The 18,347-nt window shown below is 67.4% G+C and carries 14 protein-coding genes; 9 read left to right on the forward strand and 5 right to left on the reverse strand.

Features of this window, described 5'->3' with window-relative positions; all coding sequences use genetic code 11:
* The 4 genes from BM004_RS41785 to BM004_RS13835 all read right to left on the reverse strand — a co-directional run.
* The coding region (locus tag BM004_RS41785) for a hypothetical protein (protein WP_218152695.1) at nucleotides 1-187 on the reverse strand (187 nt) is incomplete at its 3' end.
* 32 nt (nucleotides 188-219) lie between these two features.
* The gene (locus tag BM004_RS13830; protein WP_093128060.1) at nucleotides 220-2,091 is read right to left on the reverse strand and encodes a phosphoenolpyruvate carboxykinase (GTP); all 1,872 of its coding nucleotides are present in this window, start codon (nucleotides 2,089-2,091) and stop codon (nucleotides 220-222) included.
* Between the two features lie 153 nt (nucleotides 2,092-2,244).
* The gene (locus BM004_RS41420; RefSeq protein WP_177206507.1) at nucleotides 2,245-2,397 is read right to left on the reverse strand and encodes a hypothetical protein; all 153 of its coding nucleotides are present in this window, start codon (nucleotides 2,395-2,397) and stop codon (nucleotides 2,245-2,247) included.
* Between the two features lie 132 nt (nucleotides 2,398-2,529).
* Entirely contained in the window at nucleotides 2,530-3,729 is a 1,200-nt protein-coding gene (locus BM004_RS13835) for a threonine ammonia-lyase (protein ID WP_177206508.1), read from the reverse strand.
* 115 nt (nucleotides 3,730-3,844) lie between these two features.
* Here BM004_RS13835 and BM004_RS13840 point away from each other — a divergent pair, with 115 nt between their 5' ends.
* The 3 genes from BM004_RS13840 to BM004_RS13850 all read left to right on the forward strand — a co-directional run bounded on the left by BM004_RS13840 (nucleotide 3,845) and on the right by BM004_RS13850 (nucleotide 9,301).
* Complete coding sequence (locus BM004_RS13840; RefSeq protein WP_093128056.1) at nucleotides 3,845-6,172, forward strand: ATP-binding protein; 2,328 nt, start codon at nucleotides 3,845-3,847, stop codon at nucleotides 6,170-6,172.
* A 139-nt stretch (nucleotides 6,173-6,311) separates the two neighbouring features.
* Entirely contained in the window at nucleotides 6,312-7,928 is a 1,617-nt protein-coding gene (locus BM004_RS13845; protein ID WP_093214150.1) for a S41 family peptidase, read from the forward strand.
* Nucleotides 7,929-8,110: 182 nt separating this feature from the next.
* Nucleotides 8,111-9,301, forward strand: coding sequence for a nucleoside hydrolase (locus BM004_RS13850; RefSeq protein WP_093214153.1), 1,191 nt, complete (start codon nucleotides 8,111-8,113; stop codon nucleotides 9,299-9,301).
* A 57-nt stretch (nucleotides 9,302-9,358) separates the two neighbouring features.
* On the opposite strand, the gene recQ is transcribed toward BM004_RS13850, so the two are convergent.
* The gene (gene recQ / locus BM004_RS13855) at nucleotides 9,359-11,251 is read right to left on the reverse strand and encodes a DNA helicase RecQ (protein ID WP_093128051.1); all 1,893 of its coding nucleotides are present in this window, start codon (nucleotides 11,249-11,251) and stop codon (nucleotides 9,359-9,361) included.
* Between the two features lie 309 nt (nucleotides 11,252-11,560).
* On the opposite strand from recQ, the gene BM004_RS13860 reads away from it, so the two are divergent.
* The 6 genes from BM004_RS13860 to hutU are packed head-to-tail and all read left to right on the forward strand — an operon-like array spanning nucleotide 11,561 to nucleotide 18,330.
* The gene (locus BM004_RS13860) at nucleotides 11,561-12,529 is read left to right on the forward strand and encodes an ABC transporter substrate-binding protein (protein ID WP_093128049.1); all 969 of its coding nucleotides are present in this window, start codon (nucleotides 11,561-11,563) and stop codon (nucleotides 12,527-12,529) included.
* The gene (locus BM004_RS13865; protein WP_093214160.1) at nucleotides 12,510-13,403 is read left to right on the forward strand and encodes an ABC transporter permease; all 894 of its coding nucleotides are present in this window, start codon (nucleotides 12,510-12,512) and stop codon (nucleotides 13,401-13,403) included. The genes BM004_RS13860 and BM004_RS13865 overlap by 20 nt, the downstream gene beginning before the upstream one ends.
* Nucleotides 13,400-14,209, forward strand: a complete 810-nt coding sequence (locus tag BM004_RS13870) for an ABC transporter ATP-binding protein (RefSeq protein WP_256219897.1) — start codon at nucleotides 13,400-13,402, stop codon at nucleotides 14,207-14,209. Before BM004_RS13865 ends, BM004_RS13870 begins: the two co-directional genes overlap by 4 nt.
* Nucleotides 14,210-14,216: 7 nt before the next feature.
* On the forward strand, nucleotides 14,217-14,954 hold the full coding sequence (hutC, locus tag BM004_RS13875) for a histidine utilization repressor (RefSeq protein ID WP_093128046.1): 738 nt from the start codon (nucleotides 14,217-14,219) through the stop codon (nucleotides 14,952-14,954).
* Between the two features lie 60 nt (nucleotides 14,955-15,014).
* A complete protein-coding gene (hutH, locus tag BM004_RS13880) occupies nucleotides 15,015-16,574 on the forward strand; it encodes a histidine ammonia-lyase (RefSeq protein WP_093214164.1) in 1,560 nt (519 codons plus the stop codon).
* 28 nt (nucleotides 16,575-16,602) lie between these two features.
* Complete coding sequence (hutU, locus tag BM004_RS13885; RefSeq protein WP_093214167.1) at nucleotides 16,603-18,330, forward strand: urocanate hydratase; 1,728 nt, start codon at nucleotides 16,603-16,605, stop codon at nucleotides 18,328-18,330.
* Nucleotides 18,331-18,347 lie beyond the last annotated feature (17 nt).

Genomic DNA, 18,347 nt, shown 5'->3' on the forward strand with positions numbered 1-18,347 from the left:
TGATAGTGCGGGTTCCCGTGTGAAAGTAGGTCATCGTCAGGCTCTTACAGCCCAGAAAACCCCAGTCAACATTGACTGGGGTTTTTTGCTTTGCGCGAACAGAAATAGAAGCACAAACGCATTGGAAATGGCGACAGGCCAATAACCAAACCGTACAGACAATAAAAAAGCCCGATGGACCATCCATCGGGCTTTTTTGTTGGAGCAATCAGTGATTGATCAGGCTGCCAGGCGCTGCTCGATCGCAGCCTTGGTTTCTGGCAATTCCTTCGGCAGATGGTGCTCGAGCTGCTTGAACAGCTCGGCGTGCAGCTTCAATTCAGCCTCCCATGCGGCCTTGTCGATGCTGGTCACGGTCGCAAACTGCTCGGCGCTGAAATCCAGGCCGGTCCAGTTCAAGTCTTCGTAACGCGGGCTCACGCCGGTGAGGTGCTCCACGCCTTCGGTCTTGTTGCCTTCGACGCGGTCGATCATCCACTTCAGCACACGCATGTTCTCGCCGTAGCCAGGCCAGACAAACTTGCCATCCGCGCCCTTGCGGAACCAGTTCGTCGTGTAGATCTTCGGCAGTTTCGCGCCCGAGGCTTCGAGCTTCTTGCCCAGGTCGAGCCAATGCTGGAAATAGTCGCTCATGTTGTAGCCCATGAACGGGAGCATCGCGAACGGGTCGCGGCGAACAATGCCCTGCTGGCCAGCGGCCGCGGCGGTCGTCTCCGAGCCCATGGTCGCTGCCATGTACACGCCTTCGACCCAATTGCGGGCTTCGGTGACGAGCGGCACGGTCGTCGACCTGCGGCCGCCGAAGATGAAGGCGTCGATGGTCACGCCCTTCGGGTCGTCCCACGCGTCGTCGAGTGCGGGGTTGTTGGTGGCAGCCACGGTGAAGCGTGCGTTCGGGTGAGCAGCCTTCGCGCCGGTTTCCTTGGCGATCTGCGGCGTCCAGTCCTTGCCTTGCCAGTCGACCAGGTGCGCCGGCAGCGCCTTGCCCGGTGCGTCCTGCTCCATGCCTTCCCACCACACGTCGCCGTCGTCGGTCAGCGCAACGTTGGTGAAGATCACGCCATCGTCCAGGCTGCGCATGCAGTTCGGATTGGTCAGCATGTTGGTACCGGGAGCGACGCCGAAATAACCCGCCTCAGGATTGATCGCGCGCAGCGAGCCGTCGGCCTGCGGCTTGATCCAGGCGATGTCGTCGCCGATGGTCGTGACCTTCCAGCCTTCGAAGCCCGCCGGCGGCACCAGCATCGAGAAGTTGGTCTTGCCGCAGGCGCTCGGAAAGGCCGCCGCCACGTGGTACTTCTTGCCTTCGGGATTCGTCACGCCCAGGATGAGCATGTGCTCGGCCAGCCAGCCTTCGTCGCGGCCCATGTTCGAGGCGATGCGCAGTGCAAAGCACTTCTTGCCGAGCAGCGCGTTGCCGCCGTAACCCGAGCCATAGCTCCAGATCTCGCGCGTTTCGGGGTAATGAACGATGTACTTGGTCTTGTTGCACGGCCAGGAAACGTCCTTCTGGCCAGCTTCGAGCGGTGCGCCCACGGTGTGCACGCAAGGCACGAACTCGCCGTCGGTGCCCAGCACGTCGTACACGGCCTTGCCCATGCGGGTCATGATGCGCATGTTGACGGCCACATAGGGGGAGTCGGACAGTTCGATGCCGATATGTGCAATGGGCGAGCCCAGCGGGCCCATGCTGAAGGGCACGACATACATCGTGCGGCCCTTCATGCAGCCGTCGAACAGCGGCTGCAGGGTCGTGCGCATTTCGGCCGGTGCCATCCAGTTGTTGGTGGGACCCGCGTTTTCCTTCTTCTCGGAGCAGATGTAGGTGCGGTCTTCGACGCGCGCGACGTCGCTCGGGTCGGACACCGCGAGGAACGAGTTGGGGCGCTTGGCCTGGTTGAGCTTCTTGAAGGTGCCTGCGTCCACCAGTTGTTGGCAGAGGCGGTCGTACTCTTCCTTGCTCCCGTCGCACCAGTGAATGGCTTCCGGTTTGCACAGGGCGGCCATGTCGGCCACCCAGGCGATCAGCTTCGCGTTCTTGACGTATGAGGGCGCCTGGATATTGAGGCCCTGCATCGTGGGTGCGTTCATCGAGAAATCTCCTAAGTTGAAAAATCGTCTTTCCGAACGGGACGCCGGGCCAGCTCAGGCACGGAGGTCCGTTTGAGAAAACGTTTCGCTTCGGGAGATTGCGTCAACGCGGGCCGCACCGCCCGCGGACAAATTCGCCAACGACTGTCAGCGTCAGGCCATGTAGACAGCGATCGATGCCAGCAGCAGCATCAGCACGCCGCCAGCCAGGGGAAGGACCAGCGGCATCAGGTGCACGACCGATTCGACGGCGTCTTTTTCAACAGCGGCGCCGTGGCTCGGCTCGACGGGAGTGGGGTTGGACATCGGGTTGTACCTCGATTACACAAATTGACAGACTGCAGCCATTTTACCGGCGGGTAGCCTCCGACCGTTCTAGGGGGTTGCGAGCCCCTCAGGCAGGTTACAGGCAGGTTACCCCGGCCTGCTTCGTGCGGCTCAATGCTGCTCTTCGGCCTCGAAGCCGGCATCCCTCAGCGCGACCAGCACGCTGGCCAGGTGGGCACGTCCGCGGGTCTGCAGCACCAGCTCGATGTCGACGTTCTGCGCGGCCAGCATGGTGAAGGCGCGCTGATGGTGAACCTCGTCGACGTTAGCGCCCGCTTCTGCCACAGTGGCCGTGATCTGGGCCAGCGATCCGGGCACGTCGCGCGCGCTGACCCGCACGCGGGCCAGCCGGCCGGCCCGCACCATGCCGCGTTCGATGATGGCCGCGAGCAGCAGCGGATCGATGTTGCCGCCCGAAAGAACCAGCCCGACACGCTTGCCCTTGAACCGTTCCGGATGCCGAATCAGTGCCGCCAAGCCCGCGGCACCCGCACCTTCCACCAGGGTCTTTTCGATTTCCAGCAGCATCAGCACGCCTTGCTCGATGTCGCCTTCGTCCACCAGCAGCAGGTCGTCGACCTTGCTCGCGATGATTTCCCGCGTCAGCACGCCGGGCGTGCCCACCGCGATGCCTTCGGCGATCGTGCTCTTGCCCTGCACGTGGTGCGTGCCCTTCACGGCGTTGACCATGGCCGGAAAGCGCGTCGTCTGCACGCCGACGATCTCCAGCCCGGGCTTGCGCTCCCGCGCCGCCACCGCCATGCCGGCAATGAGCCCGCCGCCGCCGACCGCCACCACCAGCGTTTCGAGGTCGGGCACCGCGTCGAGCATCTCCAGGGCCACCGTGCCCTGGCCGGCGATGATGGCTTCGTCGTCGTACGGATGCACGAAGGTCAGCCCCTCGCGGTCGGCCAGCTCCAGGGCGTGCGCGCGGGCCGCGTCGAGCGTGTCGCCGTGCAGCACCACCTCGGCGCCGAAGCCGCGCGTGCGTTCGATCTTCACGCCGGGCGTGAAGCGCGGCATCACGATCAGCGCGCGCAATCCGAGCCGCTGCGCGTGATAGGCCACACCCTGCGCATGGTTGCCGGCAGACATGGCGATCACTCCGCGTGTACCGTTCTGCGAAAGATCGACCAGCTTGTTGCACGCACCCCGCTCCTTGAACGAGGATGTGAACTGCAGGTTCTCGAATTTCAGGAAAACCTGAGCACCGACGATCTCCGACAGCGTGCGCGATTCCACGCAAGGCGTGTTGAGCACCTGGCCTTGCAGGCGCGCCGCGGCGCGTTCGATTTCTTGGATTCCGACCATGGCGCGCATTGTGGCTGGAATCGCATCATCAGGGTTTTTACCGTTTGCGAGTCTTCCCGAAGCCAAAAGTCTGCGTTATGGTCTCTCCGAGATTTTCCTCGTTGGAGGTTGCCTGATGGCCAAGCGTGCGGGTGTCGATGTCGTGGCTGCTGCGGTACGCGGGCAGGCACTGCCGTCGCCTGGACTCAAGGAAGCGCCGGTGCTCGAGCTCATGTGCTCGCACTTCGTGCTCACGCTCGCCGCCAAGCAGGGGCCGCGCTTCAACGTGCGGCGCGACATCAACGGCCTGCTCTCGCTCACCGGCCGCCACCTGGTGTGGCCCGCGCCGGTGCTGCAGCGGCTGCGCGAGTTCCTCGGACGCCGCTGCGCCGGCAACGAAGCGTGGAAGGGCGTGGAGAACTTCGACGGACGCACGCTGCTGGAGCGCCACGGCGTGTGGCGCGGCCCGTACGAGGAAGGCACGCTCTTCTTCTATCTCGACGAATACGCAAAGGATCAGCCGAAGGACCTGCTCTCGGTGCTGGCCGTCACGCGCGACTGGCTCACGCATGCGCTGCGCAAGCAATCGACGCTGGTCGAGAAGAACATCGATGCGCTGGCGGGCCTCTTGCAACTCAACAAGGCCGAGCGCGCGCTGCTGCTGTACGGCACGCTCGCGCGCTACCAGCGCGACCTGCGTTCGCTGCTGGTCGAGTTCAAGGTCAACAACGCGCCCGAGGCCTACGCGGCCATCGCCGACATCGCGGGCGTGAACGCGAGCGAAGTGGGCGAAGCGTTGCGCGCGGGCTCGCGGCTCGAGCGCATCGGCCTTGTCGAGAACCTCATCTCCGAGCACAACATCACCGACCTTGCCGACCTCATGAAGGTCAGCGAGAAGCTGCCGCCGGTGCTCATGCGCGAGTACCGCGACCACAACGAACTGATGGCCGTGTTCACGCGGCCCTCGGCCAAGAGCTCGCTCACGCCGCATGACTTCTCCTTCGTACAGGAAGACGCGCAGATGCTCGTCACGCTGCTGCGCGCGGCCGTCGCGCGCAAGGAGCCCGGCGTCAACGTGCTGCTGTACGGCCCGCCAGGCACCGGCAAGACCGAGCTGGCCAAGGTGGTGGCGGCCGCCGCGGGACTCGAGCTCTTCGAGGTCGAATACGCCGACCGCGACGGCAACTCGCTGAGCGGGCGCGACCGCTACCGCTCGCTGCAGATCGCGCAGGTGTTCTTGAAGGGCAGCGCGCAGGCCGCGCTGCTGTTCGACGAGGTCGAGGACGTGTTCCCGCCCATCAGCACCGAGGCCGCGCAGTTCATGGCGCGCGCCGAGCAGATTCCCGCGCCCACCAGCGGCAGCGTGAGCGGCAAGGCCTGGGTCAACCAGATCCTCGAGGCCAACCCCGTGCCCACGCTGTGGGTCACCAACCGCATCGAGCAGATCGACCCGGCTTTCCGCCGCCGCTTCGCGTACCACCTCGAACTCAAGTCGCCGCCGCCCGGCGCGCGCGAGCAGCTCGTGAAGAAGACGCTCGAAGGCGTGGTCGTCTCCGAAGCCTTCACCGCCAAGCTGGCCGAGCGCAAGGGCCTCACGCCCGCGCAGATCCGCACGGCGGTGCGTTTCGCGGGACTGGCAAGAACCGACGACGCGTCGATGGAAGCGCTCATCGAGCGCCAGCTGCGCAACGCCGACATGGCGCTGGGCACGCTGGACACCGGCCGCGGCGAGCGCCGCAGCGTCACCACCTACGACCTCGACATGCTCAACGTCGAGACCCGCTTCGAGATCCCGCGCATCGTCGAGGCGCTGAAGGCGCGCGGCCACGGCACGCTGTGCTTCTACGGCGCGCCCGGCACCGGCAAGACCGCGCTGGCCGAGCACATCGCCAAGGCCATCGGCCGGCCGCTCATCATCAAGCAGGCCAGCGACCTCATGAGCAAGTACGTCGGCGAGACCGAGCAGAACATGGCCGCCATGTTCCGCGAGGCCGAGAACGAGAAGGCCGTGCTGCTGCTCGACGAGGCCGACAGCTTCCTGCAGGACCGCCGCGGCGCGCAGCGCACCTACGAGGTCACCGAGGTCAACGAGATGCTGCAGGGCATGGAGCGCTTCAACGGCATCTTCGTGTGCACCACCAACCTGCTCGAGCGGCTCGACCAGGCGGCGCTGCGGCGCTTCACCTTCAAGATCAAGTTCATGCCGCTCACCGCGGCGCAGCGCGAGCGCATGTTCGTCACCGAGGCGCTGGCGGGCGACAGCGCGCTCATGACCGGCGCGCTGCGCACGCGGCTCGTGCAGCTGACCCAGTTGTGCCCAGGCGATTTCGCGGCCGTGAAGCGGCAGACCGACATCCTGGCGACGGAATTCACGGCGGCCGAGTTTCTGGACCAGCTCGAGGCCGAGCACCGCATCAAGCCCGAAGTGCGCGAAACGCGCGGCATGGGCTTCCTGCCGTCGTGAAGACGGAAAAAAGAAAAGAAGAAGCACAGCGCAAGAACAAGCGGGCGTGATGAAGCCCGGGGAGCGCGCCGTGGGCGGCCTGTCAGCCGGCCCGCGGGGCGGAACATCCGTCCGTCACTGCGGACGCAAGGAGGAGCAGATGGGCTTTCGCAAGGTCGACGTGCGGCGGCTGCCGCGTTCATGTGCCTGGGTTGCGGGCGCCGCGCTCGCCATGAGCTGCCTGCTGGCGGGTTGCGGCGGTGGCGGGGGTGGAGGCGGCGGCGGCTTGCCGATCGGCCTGCTGCCCGGCGGCACCACGCCGCCTGCCACCGGTGGCGATGACGGCAGCGGCGGCAACGCCATCGTGCCTTCGTCGACGGTCGCCGGCCTCTGCGCTGCCCCGCGCGGCGGCACCAACCCCGCCACCGGCACCGCCTTCGCAGATCGCGCCGGCACGCTCGACAACGAAAAGAGCTGGGTGCGCGGCTGGATCGACGAAACCTACCTCTGGTACGCCGAGGTGCCCACCACGCTCAAGGCAGGCGACTACGCCACGCCGATCGCCTGGTTCAACGTGCTCAAGACGCCGGCCACCACGCCTTCGGGCCGCGCGAAGGACCGCTTCCACTTCACCTACGACACCGAGGTGTACCGCCAGCTGTCGCAGGGCGGCGTGTCGGCCGGCTACGGCATGGAGACGGCGTCGGTGCGCAGCTCGCCGCCGCGCGACATCCGCATCGCCTTCGTCGAGCCGGGCTCGCCGGCCGCCAACGCCGGGCTGCAGCGCGGCGCGAAGCTGCTCACGGTCGACGGCGTGGACGTCGTGGGCAGCACGGGCACCGCCAACGTCAACGCGATCAACGGCGCCCTTTCGCCCAAGGCCCTCGGCGAAGCGCACACCTTCACCTTCGACGCCGGGGGCACGCAGTCCACCGTTCAGCTGACGGCGGCGAATGTCACCAGCACGCCGGTGCAGAACGTGAAAGTCATACCGGTCAGCGGTGGCAACGTGGGCTACCTGCTCTTCAACGACCACATCACCACCTCCGAGGCGCTGCTCATCAGCGCGGTGAACACCTTCAAGCAGGGCGCCGGCATCCAGGACCTGGTGCTGGACATGCGCTACAACGGCGGCGGCCAGCTGGCCATTGCGAGCCGGCTGGCCTACATGGTCTCCTCGCCGTCGGTGACGGCCGGCAAGGTGTTCGAGCAGCTCGTCTACAACGACAAGAACCCATTTCGCCAGACCGCCGCGCAGACCCTCACGCCGTTCGTCGCAACCAGCCGCTCCGGCCAGCCGCTGCCCACGCTGGGGCTGTCGCGCGTCACGGTGCTCACCGGCCCCGACACCTGCTCGGCCAGCGAGTCGGTCATCAACAGCCTGCGCGGCGTGGGCGTCACGGTCAACCTGGTGGGCGGCACCACCTGCGGCAAGCCCTACGGCTTCATTCCGCAGGACAACTGCGGCACCACCTATTTCGCGATCCAGTTCAAGGGCGCGAACCAGGCGGGCTACGGCGACTACAGCGACGGCTTCGCGCCCAACTGCACCGTGGCCGACGACTTCGGCCACCCGCTCGGCGACAGCGCCGAAGCCCGCCTGGCCGCCGCGCTCACGCTGCGCAGCACGGGCGCCTGCCCAGCCGGCTCGACCAAGGCGGCCGGCATGGGCCTGGACAAGGCGCAGGCCGGCTTCGAGACCGAGCAGCCGTACCTTGGCAACCGCTCGCCGCTGCGCGAGAACCGCCTGCTCGCGCCCGCGGCCGACCCCGGCTGAGCCGCCCGCCTTTCTCGACAAAACCTCCTAGAAAACCCCTAGGCGGTGGCGCTTGCCACCGTCGCGGAACGCGCCGTAGAGTTAGGAAAACGTTTGCGCAAACCTTTGCGCGAACCTTGGTATCCCATCGGATCCGTCACGGGACCCGCTGAACACCAACCTCTTACCTTCAGGAGAAGCAGATGCGCAAATGGTCAGTGGCGATGTTCGTCGTCGTCATCACGGTGCTGGCGGGGTGTGGCGGCGGGGGCAACGGAGGCGGCGGCTTCGGCGTGGGATTCGGTGGATCGGGCGGCTCGGACGGATCAGGCACCACCGCGCAGAAGATCATCATCGACAGCGACTACAACACCATGAGCGACGACGGCCAGCTCGGCGTCATGGCCGCGCAGCTGCAGGCGCAGGGCAAGGTCCAGGTCATGGGCATCAGCGTGGTCTCGGGCAACCAGTGGCTCAAGCAGGGCGTGGCCGACGCACTCATGTCGGTGGAACGGCTCGGCGTGGGCAACCGCATCGGCGTGTACGTGGGAGCGAACTACGCGCTCAACCACAGCTTCGCCGATGTCGAGGCCGAGATGGCGGCCGGCGCGGGCGGCGACGGCTACCTGGGCGCCTGGAGCGGCCCCGAGCCCAGGACCGACGCCGACCTCAAGCCCTCGCCCGACGGCTTCGCCCAGCACACCGTGGTGCAGCGCAAGAGCGCGGTCGACTTCATCGTCGACACCGTCAAGGCCAACCCCGGCGAGATCACCATCCTGGCCATCGGCCCGCTCACCAACATCGCGCTGGCGGTGAAGCAGAACCCCGAGATCGTCCCGCTCATCAAGAAGATCATCTACATGGGCGGCGCGGTCGACGTGCCGGGCAACACCACCAAGGCGGCCGAGTTCAACTGGTGGTTCGACCCCGACGCCGCCCAGTTCGTGGTGCGCCTGCCCATCCCGCAGGTGGTGGTGCCGCTGGACGTGACCGACACCGTGTTCCTCACCAAGCCCATCTACGACCGCATCGCGCACCCGGCCAGGCCCACGGCCGTGACCGACGTGTTCCAGAAGCTCAACGGCTACGGCTTCGACGGCAAGAACGGCTTCGAGACCAACCCCAGCTACACGCAGAACATCTGGGACACGCTCACGCTGGCGTACCTGATCGACCCCAACTACGCCACGCAGACCGCGCAGCGCTACGTCGACGTGGTCGCCAAGCCCGGCGCCCCCGACAACGGCCGCTCCATCGGCTACGCCTCGCAGCCGGTGGGTGCGACGCTGCAGAAGATGACGGTGGTGCAGAAGTTCGACAACGCGCGCTTCTTCGAGCTGTACGTGGACCTGCTCACGCGGCCGGTGCCGGTGGTGCTGCCCCTGGCCAACTGACCGGACTGGGCGGACTGGGCAAGTCGGCCGAATCGGACGGACTGGGCAAGCCGGAAGCTAGAAAGCCTCGCAGACCCGCAGCACCTCGGCACCATAGGCTTCGAGCTTCTTGGTGCCGATGCCGCTGATGCCCTGCAGGTCCTCGAGCGTGGCCGGCGCGCGCTCGGCAATGGACGCCAGCGTGGCGTCGTGGAAGATCACGTAGGCCGGCAGGTTGTGCTCCTTCGCCACTTCGGCGCGCCAGGCCTTGAGCGCCTCGAAGCGCTTCTTGCCGGTGTCGTCGAGCTTGGCGGCCGCCGGCGAAGGCGCGCCCTTGACGGTCTTCTCGCGCCGCGACTTGCGCTCCGCCGGTGACGACACCGATTCGCGCAGCGTCACCGTGGTCTCGCCCTTGAGCACCGCGCGCGAGCCTTCGGTGAGCTTCAGCGTGTTGAACGCCTCCGCGTCGACCGCCAGCGCGCCGGTGGCGATCAGCTGGCGCAGCACGCCGCGCAGCGCCACCTCGCTGAACTCCGCGCCAATGCCGAAGGTGCTGATGCGCTCGTGGCCGAACTGCTTCACCTTCTCGGTCGACTTGCCGCGCAGGATGTCCATGATGTGGCCGGCGCCAAAGCTGATGCCGTTGAGTTGCTGCACGCGGTAGACCGTGCTCAGCAGCTTGCGCGCGGCGTCGGTGCCGTCCCACACCTGCGGCGGGTTCAGGCAGTTGTCGCAATTGCCGCAGGGCGTGCTCTGCTCGCCGAAGTAGCCCAGCAGGCGCACGCGCCGGCAGTCGCTGGCCTCGGCCAGCGAGAGCAGGGCGTCGAGCTTGCCGCGCATCACCTGCTTGAACTCTTCGCCAGCGGGGCTCTCGTCGATCATGCGGCGCTGGTTCACCACATCGTTCAGGCCGTAGGCCATCCAGGCGTCGGCGGCGGCGCCGTCGCGGCCCCCACGGCCGGTTTCCTGGTAGTAGCCCTCGATGTTCTTGGGCATGTCCAGGTGGCCCACGAAGCGCACGTCGGGCTTGTCGATGCCCATGCCGAAGGCGATGGTCGCGACCATCACGATGCCTTCCTCGCGCAGGAAGCGGTCCTGGTGCTTCTGGCGCACCGCGGCGTCCAGGCCCGCGTGGTACGGCAGCGCGTTGATGCCCGCGTCGCGCAGCGCCACCGCCACGTCTTCCACCCGCTTGCGCGACTGGCAATAGACCACGCCGGCGTCGCCTTCGTGGTCGCGCTCGATGAAGCGCAGCAACTGCGTGGTGGCGTCCTTCTTCTCGACGATGGTGTAGCGGATGTTCGGCCGGTCGAAGCTGGAGACGAACTGGCGCGCCTCCTCCAGCTGCAGCCGCTCGACGATGTCGGCGCGCGTGAGCGCGTCGGCCGTGGCCGTGAGCGCGATGCGCGGCACGCCGGCATAGCGCTCGTGCAGCACGGTGAGCGCGCGGTATTCGGGGCGGAAGTCGTGGCCCCACTGGCTCACGCAATGCGCCTCGTCGATGGCGAACAGCGAGAGCTTGCCGCGCTCCTTCAGCGAGTCGAGCTGCGACAGGAAGCGCGGCGTGTTCACCCGCTCGGGCGCCGCGTACAGCAGCGTGATCTCGCCGCGCAGCATGCGGCGCTCCACGTCCTGCGTCTGCTCCCAGTCGAGCGTGGAATTGAGAAAGGCCGCGCTCACGCCGGCCTCGTGCAGCGCGCCCACCTGGTCGTGCATCAGCGCGATCAGCGGCGACACCACGATCGCCACGCCTTGCCCCGCGCGCTGCCGCGCGATGGCCGGGATCTGGTAGCACAGCGACTTGCCGCCGCCCGTGGGCATCAGCACCAGCGCGTCGCCGCCGCCCACCACGTGATCGACGATGTCCTGCTGGGCGCCGCGGAACTGCGCGTAGCCGAAGACCTCGTGGAGGATGTCGGCGGGTGCGCTGCTGCCGGAGGCGTCGATGGGGTGGGGAGCGAGAGAGGACACAGGCAGCGGGGAGGGCGGAAGGTTGGCGGAGGGAGCCAGAAAGAGAAGGGGGAGAACGGGGCCGCCGATTGTCCCCCAGCCACGCCGATATCACTGTGGCACGAGGTTTGCAATGGTGGCCCCCGTCCCGCGGCCTTTCTTGTCTAGACAGCAAATCGGTGCATTTCCTAAGGAAATGCACCAAAAATGACCTTTCGGGTTATCCTGTATATACAAGTTGGGGCGCTTGGCAACAATGCGAGGCGTGCGCAGCCCGGCCACCGAGGCGCGCCGCCGAGCCATCTCTCAAGAACAGAACCAGGAGTACCCATGGTCAAGACGGTAGTTGTGAAAGTCGCTTCGCTGCTGGCAGCCGGTGCATGTGCAGCGGGCATGGCCCAGACGGCCGCCGCCCAGGAAACGAAGATTGCGCTCGGCATGTCCGGCTGGACCGGCTTCGCGCCGCTGTCGCTGGCCGACAAGGCGGGGATCTTCAAGAAGAACGGGCTCGACGTCGACCTCAAGATGATCCCGCAGAAGGACCGCCACCTGGCGCTGGCCTCCGGCGCGATCCAGTGCGCGGCCACCACGGTGGAAACGCACGTGGCCTGGAATGCCAACGGCGTGCCCATCGTGCAGATCTTCCAGATGGACAAGTCCTACGGCGCCGACGGCCTCGCGGTGCGCGGCGACGTCAGCAAGTTCTCCGACCTCAAGGGCAAGACCATCGGCGTGGACGCGCCCGGCACCGCGCCTTACTTCGGCCTGGCCTGGATGCTCAACAAGAACGGCATGACGCTGAAGGACGTGAAGACCACCACGCTGTCGCCGCAAGCCTCCGCCCAAGCCTTCGTGGCCGGCCAGAACGACGCCGCCATGACCTACGAGCCGTATCTTTCGACCGTGCGCGCCAACCCCGCCGCCGGCAAGATCCTGGCCACCACGCTCGACTACCCCATGGTGATGGACACCGTCGGCTGCGCGCCCACCTGGCTCAAGGCCAACGCCAAGGCCGCCGCCGCGCTCACCAAGTCGTACTTCGAGGCGCTCGACATGATCAAGGCCGAGCCCGAGAAGTCGAACGAGCTCATGGGCTCGGCCGTGAAGCAGAGCGGCGAGCAGTTCGCCAAGTCGTCGGCCTTCCTGCGCTGGCAGGACAAGGCGGCCAACCAGAAGTTCTTCGCGGGCGAGCTCACCAGCTTCATGAAGGAAGCCGCCCCCATCCTTCTGGAAGCCGGCGTGATCCGCAAGGCGCCCGAAGACTTCGCCGCGACCTTCGATGCAAGCTTCGTCAAGTAAGGCGCTTCCGCAGGTGGCGCCCGCCGCTTCCGCCGCTCCAGCCGCTGCGGCGGCGGTGCCTGCGCAGGCCGCCTCCTTCAAGCCCGCACGCCGGCGCGGCCTCGCGCCGCTCGAGCCCATCGGCACGCGTGCGCGCGTGCTGCTGGGGCTCGCCTTCTTCGTTGCCTTCGTGCTGGTGTGGGCCCTTGCCACGCTGGGCGGCTTCGTGCCGCCGACCTTCCTCGCGAGCCCGCCGACCATGGTCAAGGAGGGCTGGCTGCTGTTCACCGAGTACGGTTTCCTGGGCGACATCGGCATGACCGTGTGGCGCGTGTTCGGCGGCTTCCTGCTGGCGGCCGTGTTCGCGGTGCCCTTGGGCATCGCCATGGGCACCTGGAAGGCCGTGGAGGCCTTCTTCGAGCCCTTCGTGTCCTTCTGCCGCTACCTGCCGGCCTCGGCCTTCATTCCGCTGCTGATCCTGTGGGCCGGCCTGGGCGAGATGCAGAAGCTGCTGGTGATCTTCATCGGCTCGTTCTTCCAGATCGTGCTGATGGTGGCCGTGACGGTGGGCGGCGCGCGGCGCGACCTCGTCGAGGCCGCCTACACGCTGGGCGCCAACAGCCGCGGCATCGTGGCGCGCGTGCTCATTCCGGGCGCCGCACCGGGCATCGCCGAAACGCTGCGCCTGGTGCTCGGCTGGGCCTGGACCTACGTGATCGTGGCGGAGCTGATCGGCTCCTCCTCGGGCATCGGCCACATGATCACCGACAGCCAGGCGTTGCTGAACACCGGCCAGATCATCTTCGGCATCATCGTGATCGGCGTCATCGGCCTGCTGTCCGACTTCGCTTTCAAGGCCTTGAACCGCCGCCTGTTCGCATGGAGCACGCTGTGAGCCCCCACCCTAGCCAGAACCCGAACCAGAACCAGCTCTCCATCCAGGGCGTGTCGCGCGTCTTCACCGGCGCCAAGGGCCAGCGCACGCAGGCGCTGCAGCCGATCGACTTCGAGGTGAAGGAGAACGACTTCGTCACCATCCTCGGCCCCTCGGGCTGCGGCAAGTCGACGCTGCTGCGCATCGTGGCGGGGCTCGACTTTCCGACCACCGGCCAGGTGCTGCTCGACGGCGAGCGCATCGACGGTCCCGGCGCCGACCGCGGCGTGGTGTTCCAGAGCTACACGCTGTTCCCGTGGCTCACGGTGGCGCAGAACATCCGCTTCGGCCTGCGCGAGCGCGGCATGAGCGAGGCCGACCAGAAGGCGCGCAGCGAGTTCTTCATTGCCAAGGTCGGCCTGCGCGGCTTCGAGCATCACTTTCCCAAGCAGCTCTCCGGCGGCATGCAGCAGCGCACGGCCATCGCGCGCGCGCTGGCCAACGACCCCAAGATGCTGCTGCTGGACGAGCCCTTCGGCGCGCTCGACAACCAGACCCGCGTGCTCATGCAGGAGCTGCTGCTGGGCATCTGGGAATCGGCGCAGAAGACGGTGCTGTTCGTCACGCACGACATCGACGAGGCCATCTTCATGGCCAACCGCGTCGCGGTGTTCAGCGCGCGGCCCGGTCGCATCAAGACCGAGATCGCGGTCGACTTCCCGCACCCGCGCAGCTACACCATCAAGACCTCGCCGGAGTTCATGGACATCAAGGCGCGGCTGACCGAAGAAATCCGCGCCGAATCGATGGCCGCGGCGGAGCACTGAAAGCCAGATGAAACGCGACCTGCCGACCCTCGCGCTCTACGCGCAAGTCAAGGATCACATCTCCCGCAAGATCCAGGACGGCACGTGGCCGCCCGGCCACCGCCTGCCGTCCGAGCACGAACTGGTCGCCCAGTTCGGCATGGCGCGCATGACGGTGAACCGCGCGCTGCGCGAGCTGGTGGAGCAGGGGCGCATCGTGCGCGTGGCCGGTGTCGGCAGCTTCGTGGCCGAGAACAAGCCGCAGTCCACGCTGCTGCAGATCGCCAACATCGCCAGCGAGATCCGCCAGCGCGGGCACGACTACCGCTGCGACATGATCGAGGTCGAGCGCCTGGCCGCCTCGCCCGACGTGGCCGCGTGGCTCGACATGCGCGCCGGCACCTCGGTGTTCCACAGCGTGTGCCTGCACCTGGAAAACGGCACGCCCGTGCAGCTTGAGGAGCGCTACGTCAACCCGCAGGTGGTGCCCGACTACCTCGAGCAGGACTTCGCCGCCATGCCGCCCAGCGAGTACCTGGTGCGCAACGTGCCCTTCGACCAGATCGAGCACGTGGTCGACGCGGTGCTGCCCAACCAGGAGCAGGCCGACAGGCTCGCCATGGCGCCCACCGACCCCTGCCTGCTGCTCACGCGCCGCACCTGGACACGCAACATCCCCGTGACCTGGGTGCGCTGCCTGCACCCCGCTTCGCGCTACAGCCTGGGCAGCCGCTTCAAGGCCGACGGCAACGCCACCTTCGGCTGATTTTTTCGTCCACGAAGACCGATCGTTTTCTCTCGCCCCTACTTGTATAGACAGGCTCACATGACAAGCACATCCACCACCTCCTCCCCAGCCCTCTTGACCCTCACGCCCGGCCAGGTCGACCTGGCGATGCTGCGACGCATCCAGGCCGGTGGCGTGCGGCTGTCGCTCGATGCGTCGGTGCGCGACGGCATGCTTCGCGCCGAAGCCGCCGTGCGCCACATCGTGGAGAACGACCAAGTGGTCTACGGCATCAACACCGGCTTCGGCAAGCTGGCCAGCACGCGCATCGGCAACGACCATCTGGCCGAGCTGCAGCGCAACCTGGTGCTGTCGCACAGCGTGGGCACGGGCGAGCCGCTGGCCGCGCCGGTGGTGCGCATGGTGCTCGCGACCAAGGCCGTGAGCCTGGCGCGCGGCCACTCGGGCGTGCGGCCCGCGCTGGTCGATGCGCTGCTGGCGCTGTTCAACGCGGGCGTCGTGCCGAGCATTCCGTGCAAGGGCTCGGTCGGTGCGTCGGGCGACCTGGCGCCGCTCGCGCACATGGCCTGCGTGCTGATCGGCGAAGGCGAGGCGACCCTGGCCGACGGCAAGGTGGTCGGCGGCGCCGAAGCCATGCGCAGCATCGGCCTCGAACCCTTCGTGCTCGGCCCCAAGGAAGGCCTGGCGCTGCTCAACGGCACGCAGGTGTCGACGGCGCTGGCGCTGTTCGGCCTGTTCGGCGCGGAAGACGTGTTCGCCTCGTCGCTGATGTCGGGCGCGCTGTCGCTCGAAGCCATCCAGGGCTCGATCAAGCCCTTCGACGCGCGCATCCACGCCGCGCGCGGCCAGCTGGGCCAGATCGCCGTGGCCGGTGCCGTGCGCGCGCTGCTCGACGGCAGCGAGATCGTGCCCTCGCACGCCGACTGCGGCCGCGTGCAGGACCCGTATTCGGTGCGCTGCATCCCGCAGGTGATGGGCGCCTGCCTCGACAACCTCGCGCACGCCTCGCGCGTGCTGGTCATCGAAGCCAACGCCGCGTCGGACAACCCGCTGGTGTTCGTCGACACCGGCGAGGTGATCTCCGGCGGCAACTTCCACGCCGAACCCGTCGCCTTCGCGGCCGACATCATCGCGCTGGCCATCAGCGAAGTGGGCGCCATCGCCGAACGCCGCATCGCGCTGCTGCTCGACACGGGCCTCTCGGGCCTGCCGCCGTTCCTGGTGCGCGACGGCGGCCTCAACTCGGGCTTCATGATCGCGCAGGTCACCGCTGCCGCCCTGGCTTCGGAGAACAAGTCGCTCGCGCATCCCGCCAGCGTCGACAGCCTGCCCACCTCGGCCAACCAGGAAGACCATGTGTCGATGGCCACCTTCGCGGGCCGCCGCCTGGGCGACATGGTCAACAACACCGCCGTGGTGGTCGGCATCGAGGCCATGGCCGCCGCGCAAGGCATCGAACTCAAGCGCGGGCTCAAGAGTTCCCCTTTGGTGGAGGCCGAGTTCGCCGCCATCCGCCAGAAGGTCGCGTTCCTGGAGCGCGACCGCTACCTCGCGCCCGACATCGAAGCCATGCGCCAGTGGGCGCTGGCGGCCGAGCTGCCGGCCGCGCTGCTCGACATCCTGCCCAGTCACTCGTAAAACCTCACCCGATTAGGAGAACCACGCCATGAACGCTCCCGAGAAATTCGCCCTGCAGAACCCCGAAGCTGCCGATCCGCGCCACGACCCGACCCGCGTGATCCGCGCCCCGCGCGGCAGCGAGCTCAACTGCAAGAGCTGGCTCACCGAGGCCCCGTTCCGCATGCTGCAGAACAACCTCGACGCCGAGGTGGCCGAGCGCCCGCAAGACCTGGTGGTGTACGGCGGCATCGGCCGCGCCGCGCGCAACTGGGCCTGCTACGACCAGATCCTGGCGTCGCTGAAGGAACTGAACGACGACGAGACGCTGCTCATCCAGTCGGGCAAGCCGGTGGGCGTGTTCAAGACGCACGAGAACGCGCCGCGCGTGCTGCTGGCCAACTCCAACCTCGTGCCCAAGTGGGCCAACTGGGAGCACTTCAACGAGCTGGACCGCCAAGGCCTGTTCATGTACGGCCAGATGACCGCGGGCAGCTGGATCTACATCGGCAGCCAGGGCATCGTGCAGGGCACCTTCGAGACCTTCGTCGAAGCCGGCCGCCAGCACTACGACAACAGCCTCGCGGGCAAGTGGATCCTCACGGCCGGCCTGGGCGGCATGGGCGGCGCGCAGCCGCTGGCCGCCACGCTGGCGGGCGCGGTGTCGCTCAACATCGAGTGCCAGCAGTCGAGCATCGACTTCCGCCTGCGCACGCGCTACGTCGACAAGCAGGCGCGCGACATCGACCACGCCTTCGAACTCATCAAGCAACATTGCGACGCCAAGGAAGCCGTGTCGATCGCGCTGCTGGGCAACGCCGCCGACATCCTCCCGGAACTCGTGAAGCGCGCGAAGGCCGGCGGCCTGAAGCCCGACCTCGTGACCGATCAGACCTCCGCGCACGACCTGATCAACGGCTACCTGCCTTCGGGCTGGAGCGTGCCGCAGTGGCAAGCCGCGATGAAGGACGCCTCGCAGCACGACGCGCTCAAGAAGGCCGCCGCCCAGTCGTGCGCCGTGCACGTGCAGGCCATGCTCGACTTCCAGGCCATGGGCATCCCCACGGTCGACTACGGCAACAACATCCGCCAGGTCGCGTTCGACGAGGGCGTGAAGAACGCCTTCGACTTCCCCGGCTTCGTGCCCGCCTACATCCGCCCGCTGTTCTGCGAGGGCAAGGGCCCGTTCCGCTGGGTGGCGCTGTCGGGCGACCCGGAAGACATCTACAAGACCGACGCCAAGATCAAGGAGCTGTTCCCCGAGAACACGCACACGCACCGCTGGCTCGACATGGCGCGCGAGCGCATCAGCTTCCAGGGCCTGCCGGCGCGCATCTGCTGGCTGGGCCTGGGCGAGCGCCACATCGCCGGCCTGGCCTTCAACGAGATGGTGAAGAACGGCGAGCTGAAGGCGCCCATCGTCATCGGCCGCGACCACCTGGACACCGGCTCGGTCGCCAGCCCCAACCGCGAGACCGAAGCCATGAAGGACGGCACCGACGCCGTGAGCGACTGGCCGCTGCTCAACGCGCTGCTCAACACCGCGGGCGGCGCGACCTGGGTCAGCCTGCACCACGGCGGCGGCGTGGGCATGGGCTATTCGCAGCACTCGGGCGTGGTGATCGTTGCCGACGGCACCGACGCGGCGGCCAAGCGCATCGAGCGCGTGCTGTGGAACGACCCGGCCAGCGGCGTCATGCGCCATGCGGATGCGGGCTACGACATCGCGGTGGCCACGGCCAAGGCCAAGGGCCTGAAGCTGCCGATGGTGAAGTGATGGCGGGCGCCGCGCTC

Origin of the sequence: Variovorax sp. OK212, from assembly GCF_900112425.1 — a bacterium.
Classification (GTDB): domain Bacteria; phylum Pseudomonadota; class Gammaproteobacteria; order Burkholderiales; family Burkholderiaceae_C; genus Variovorax.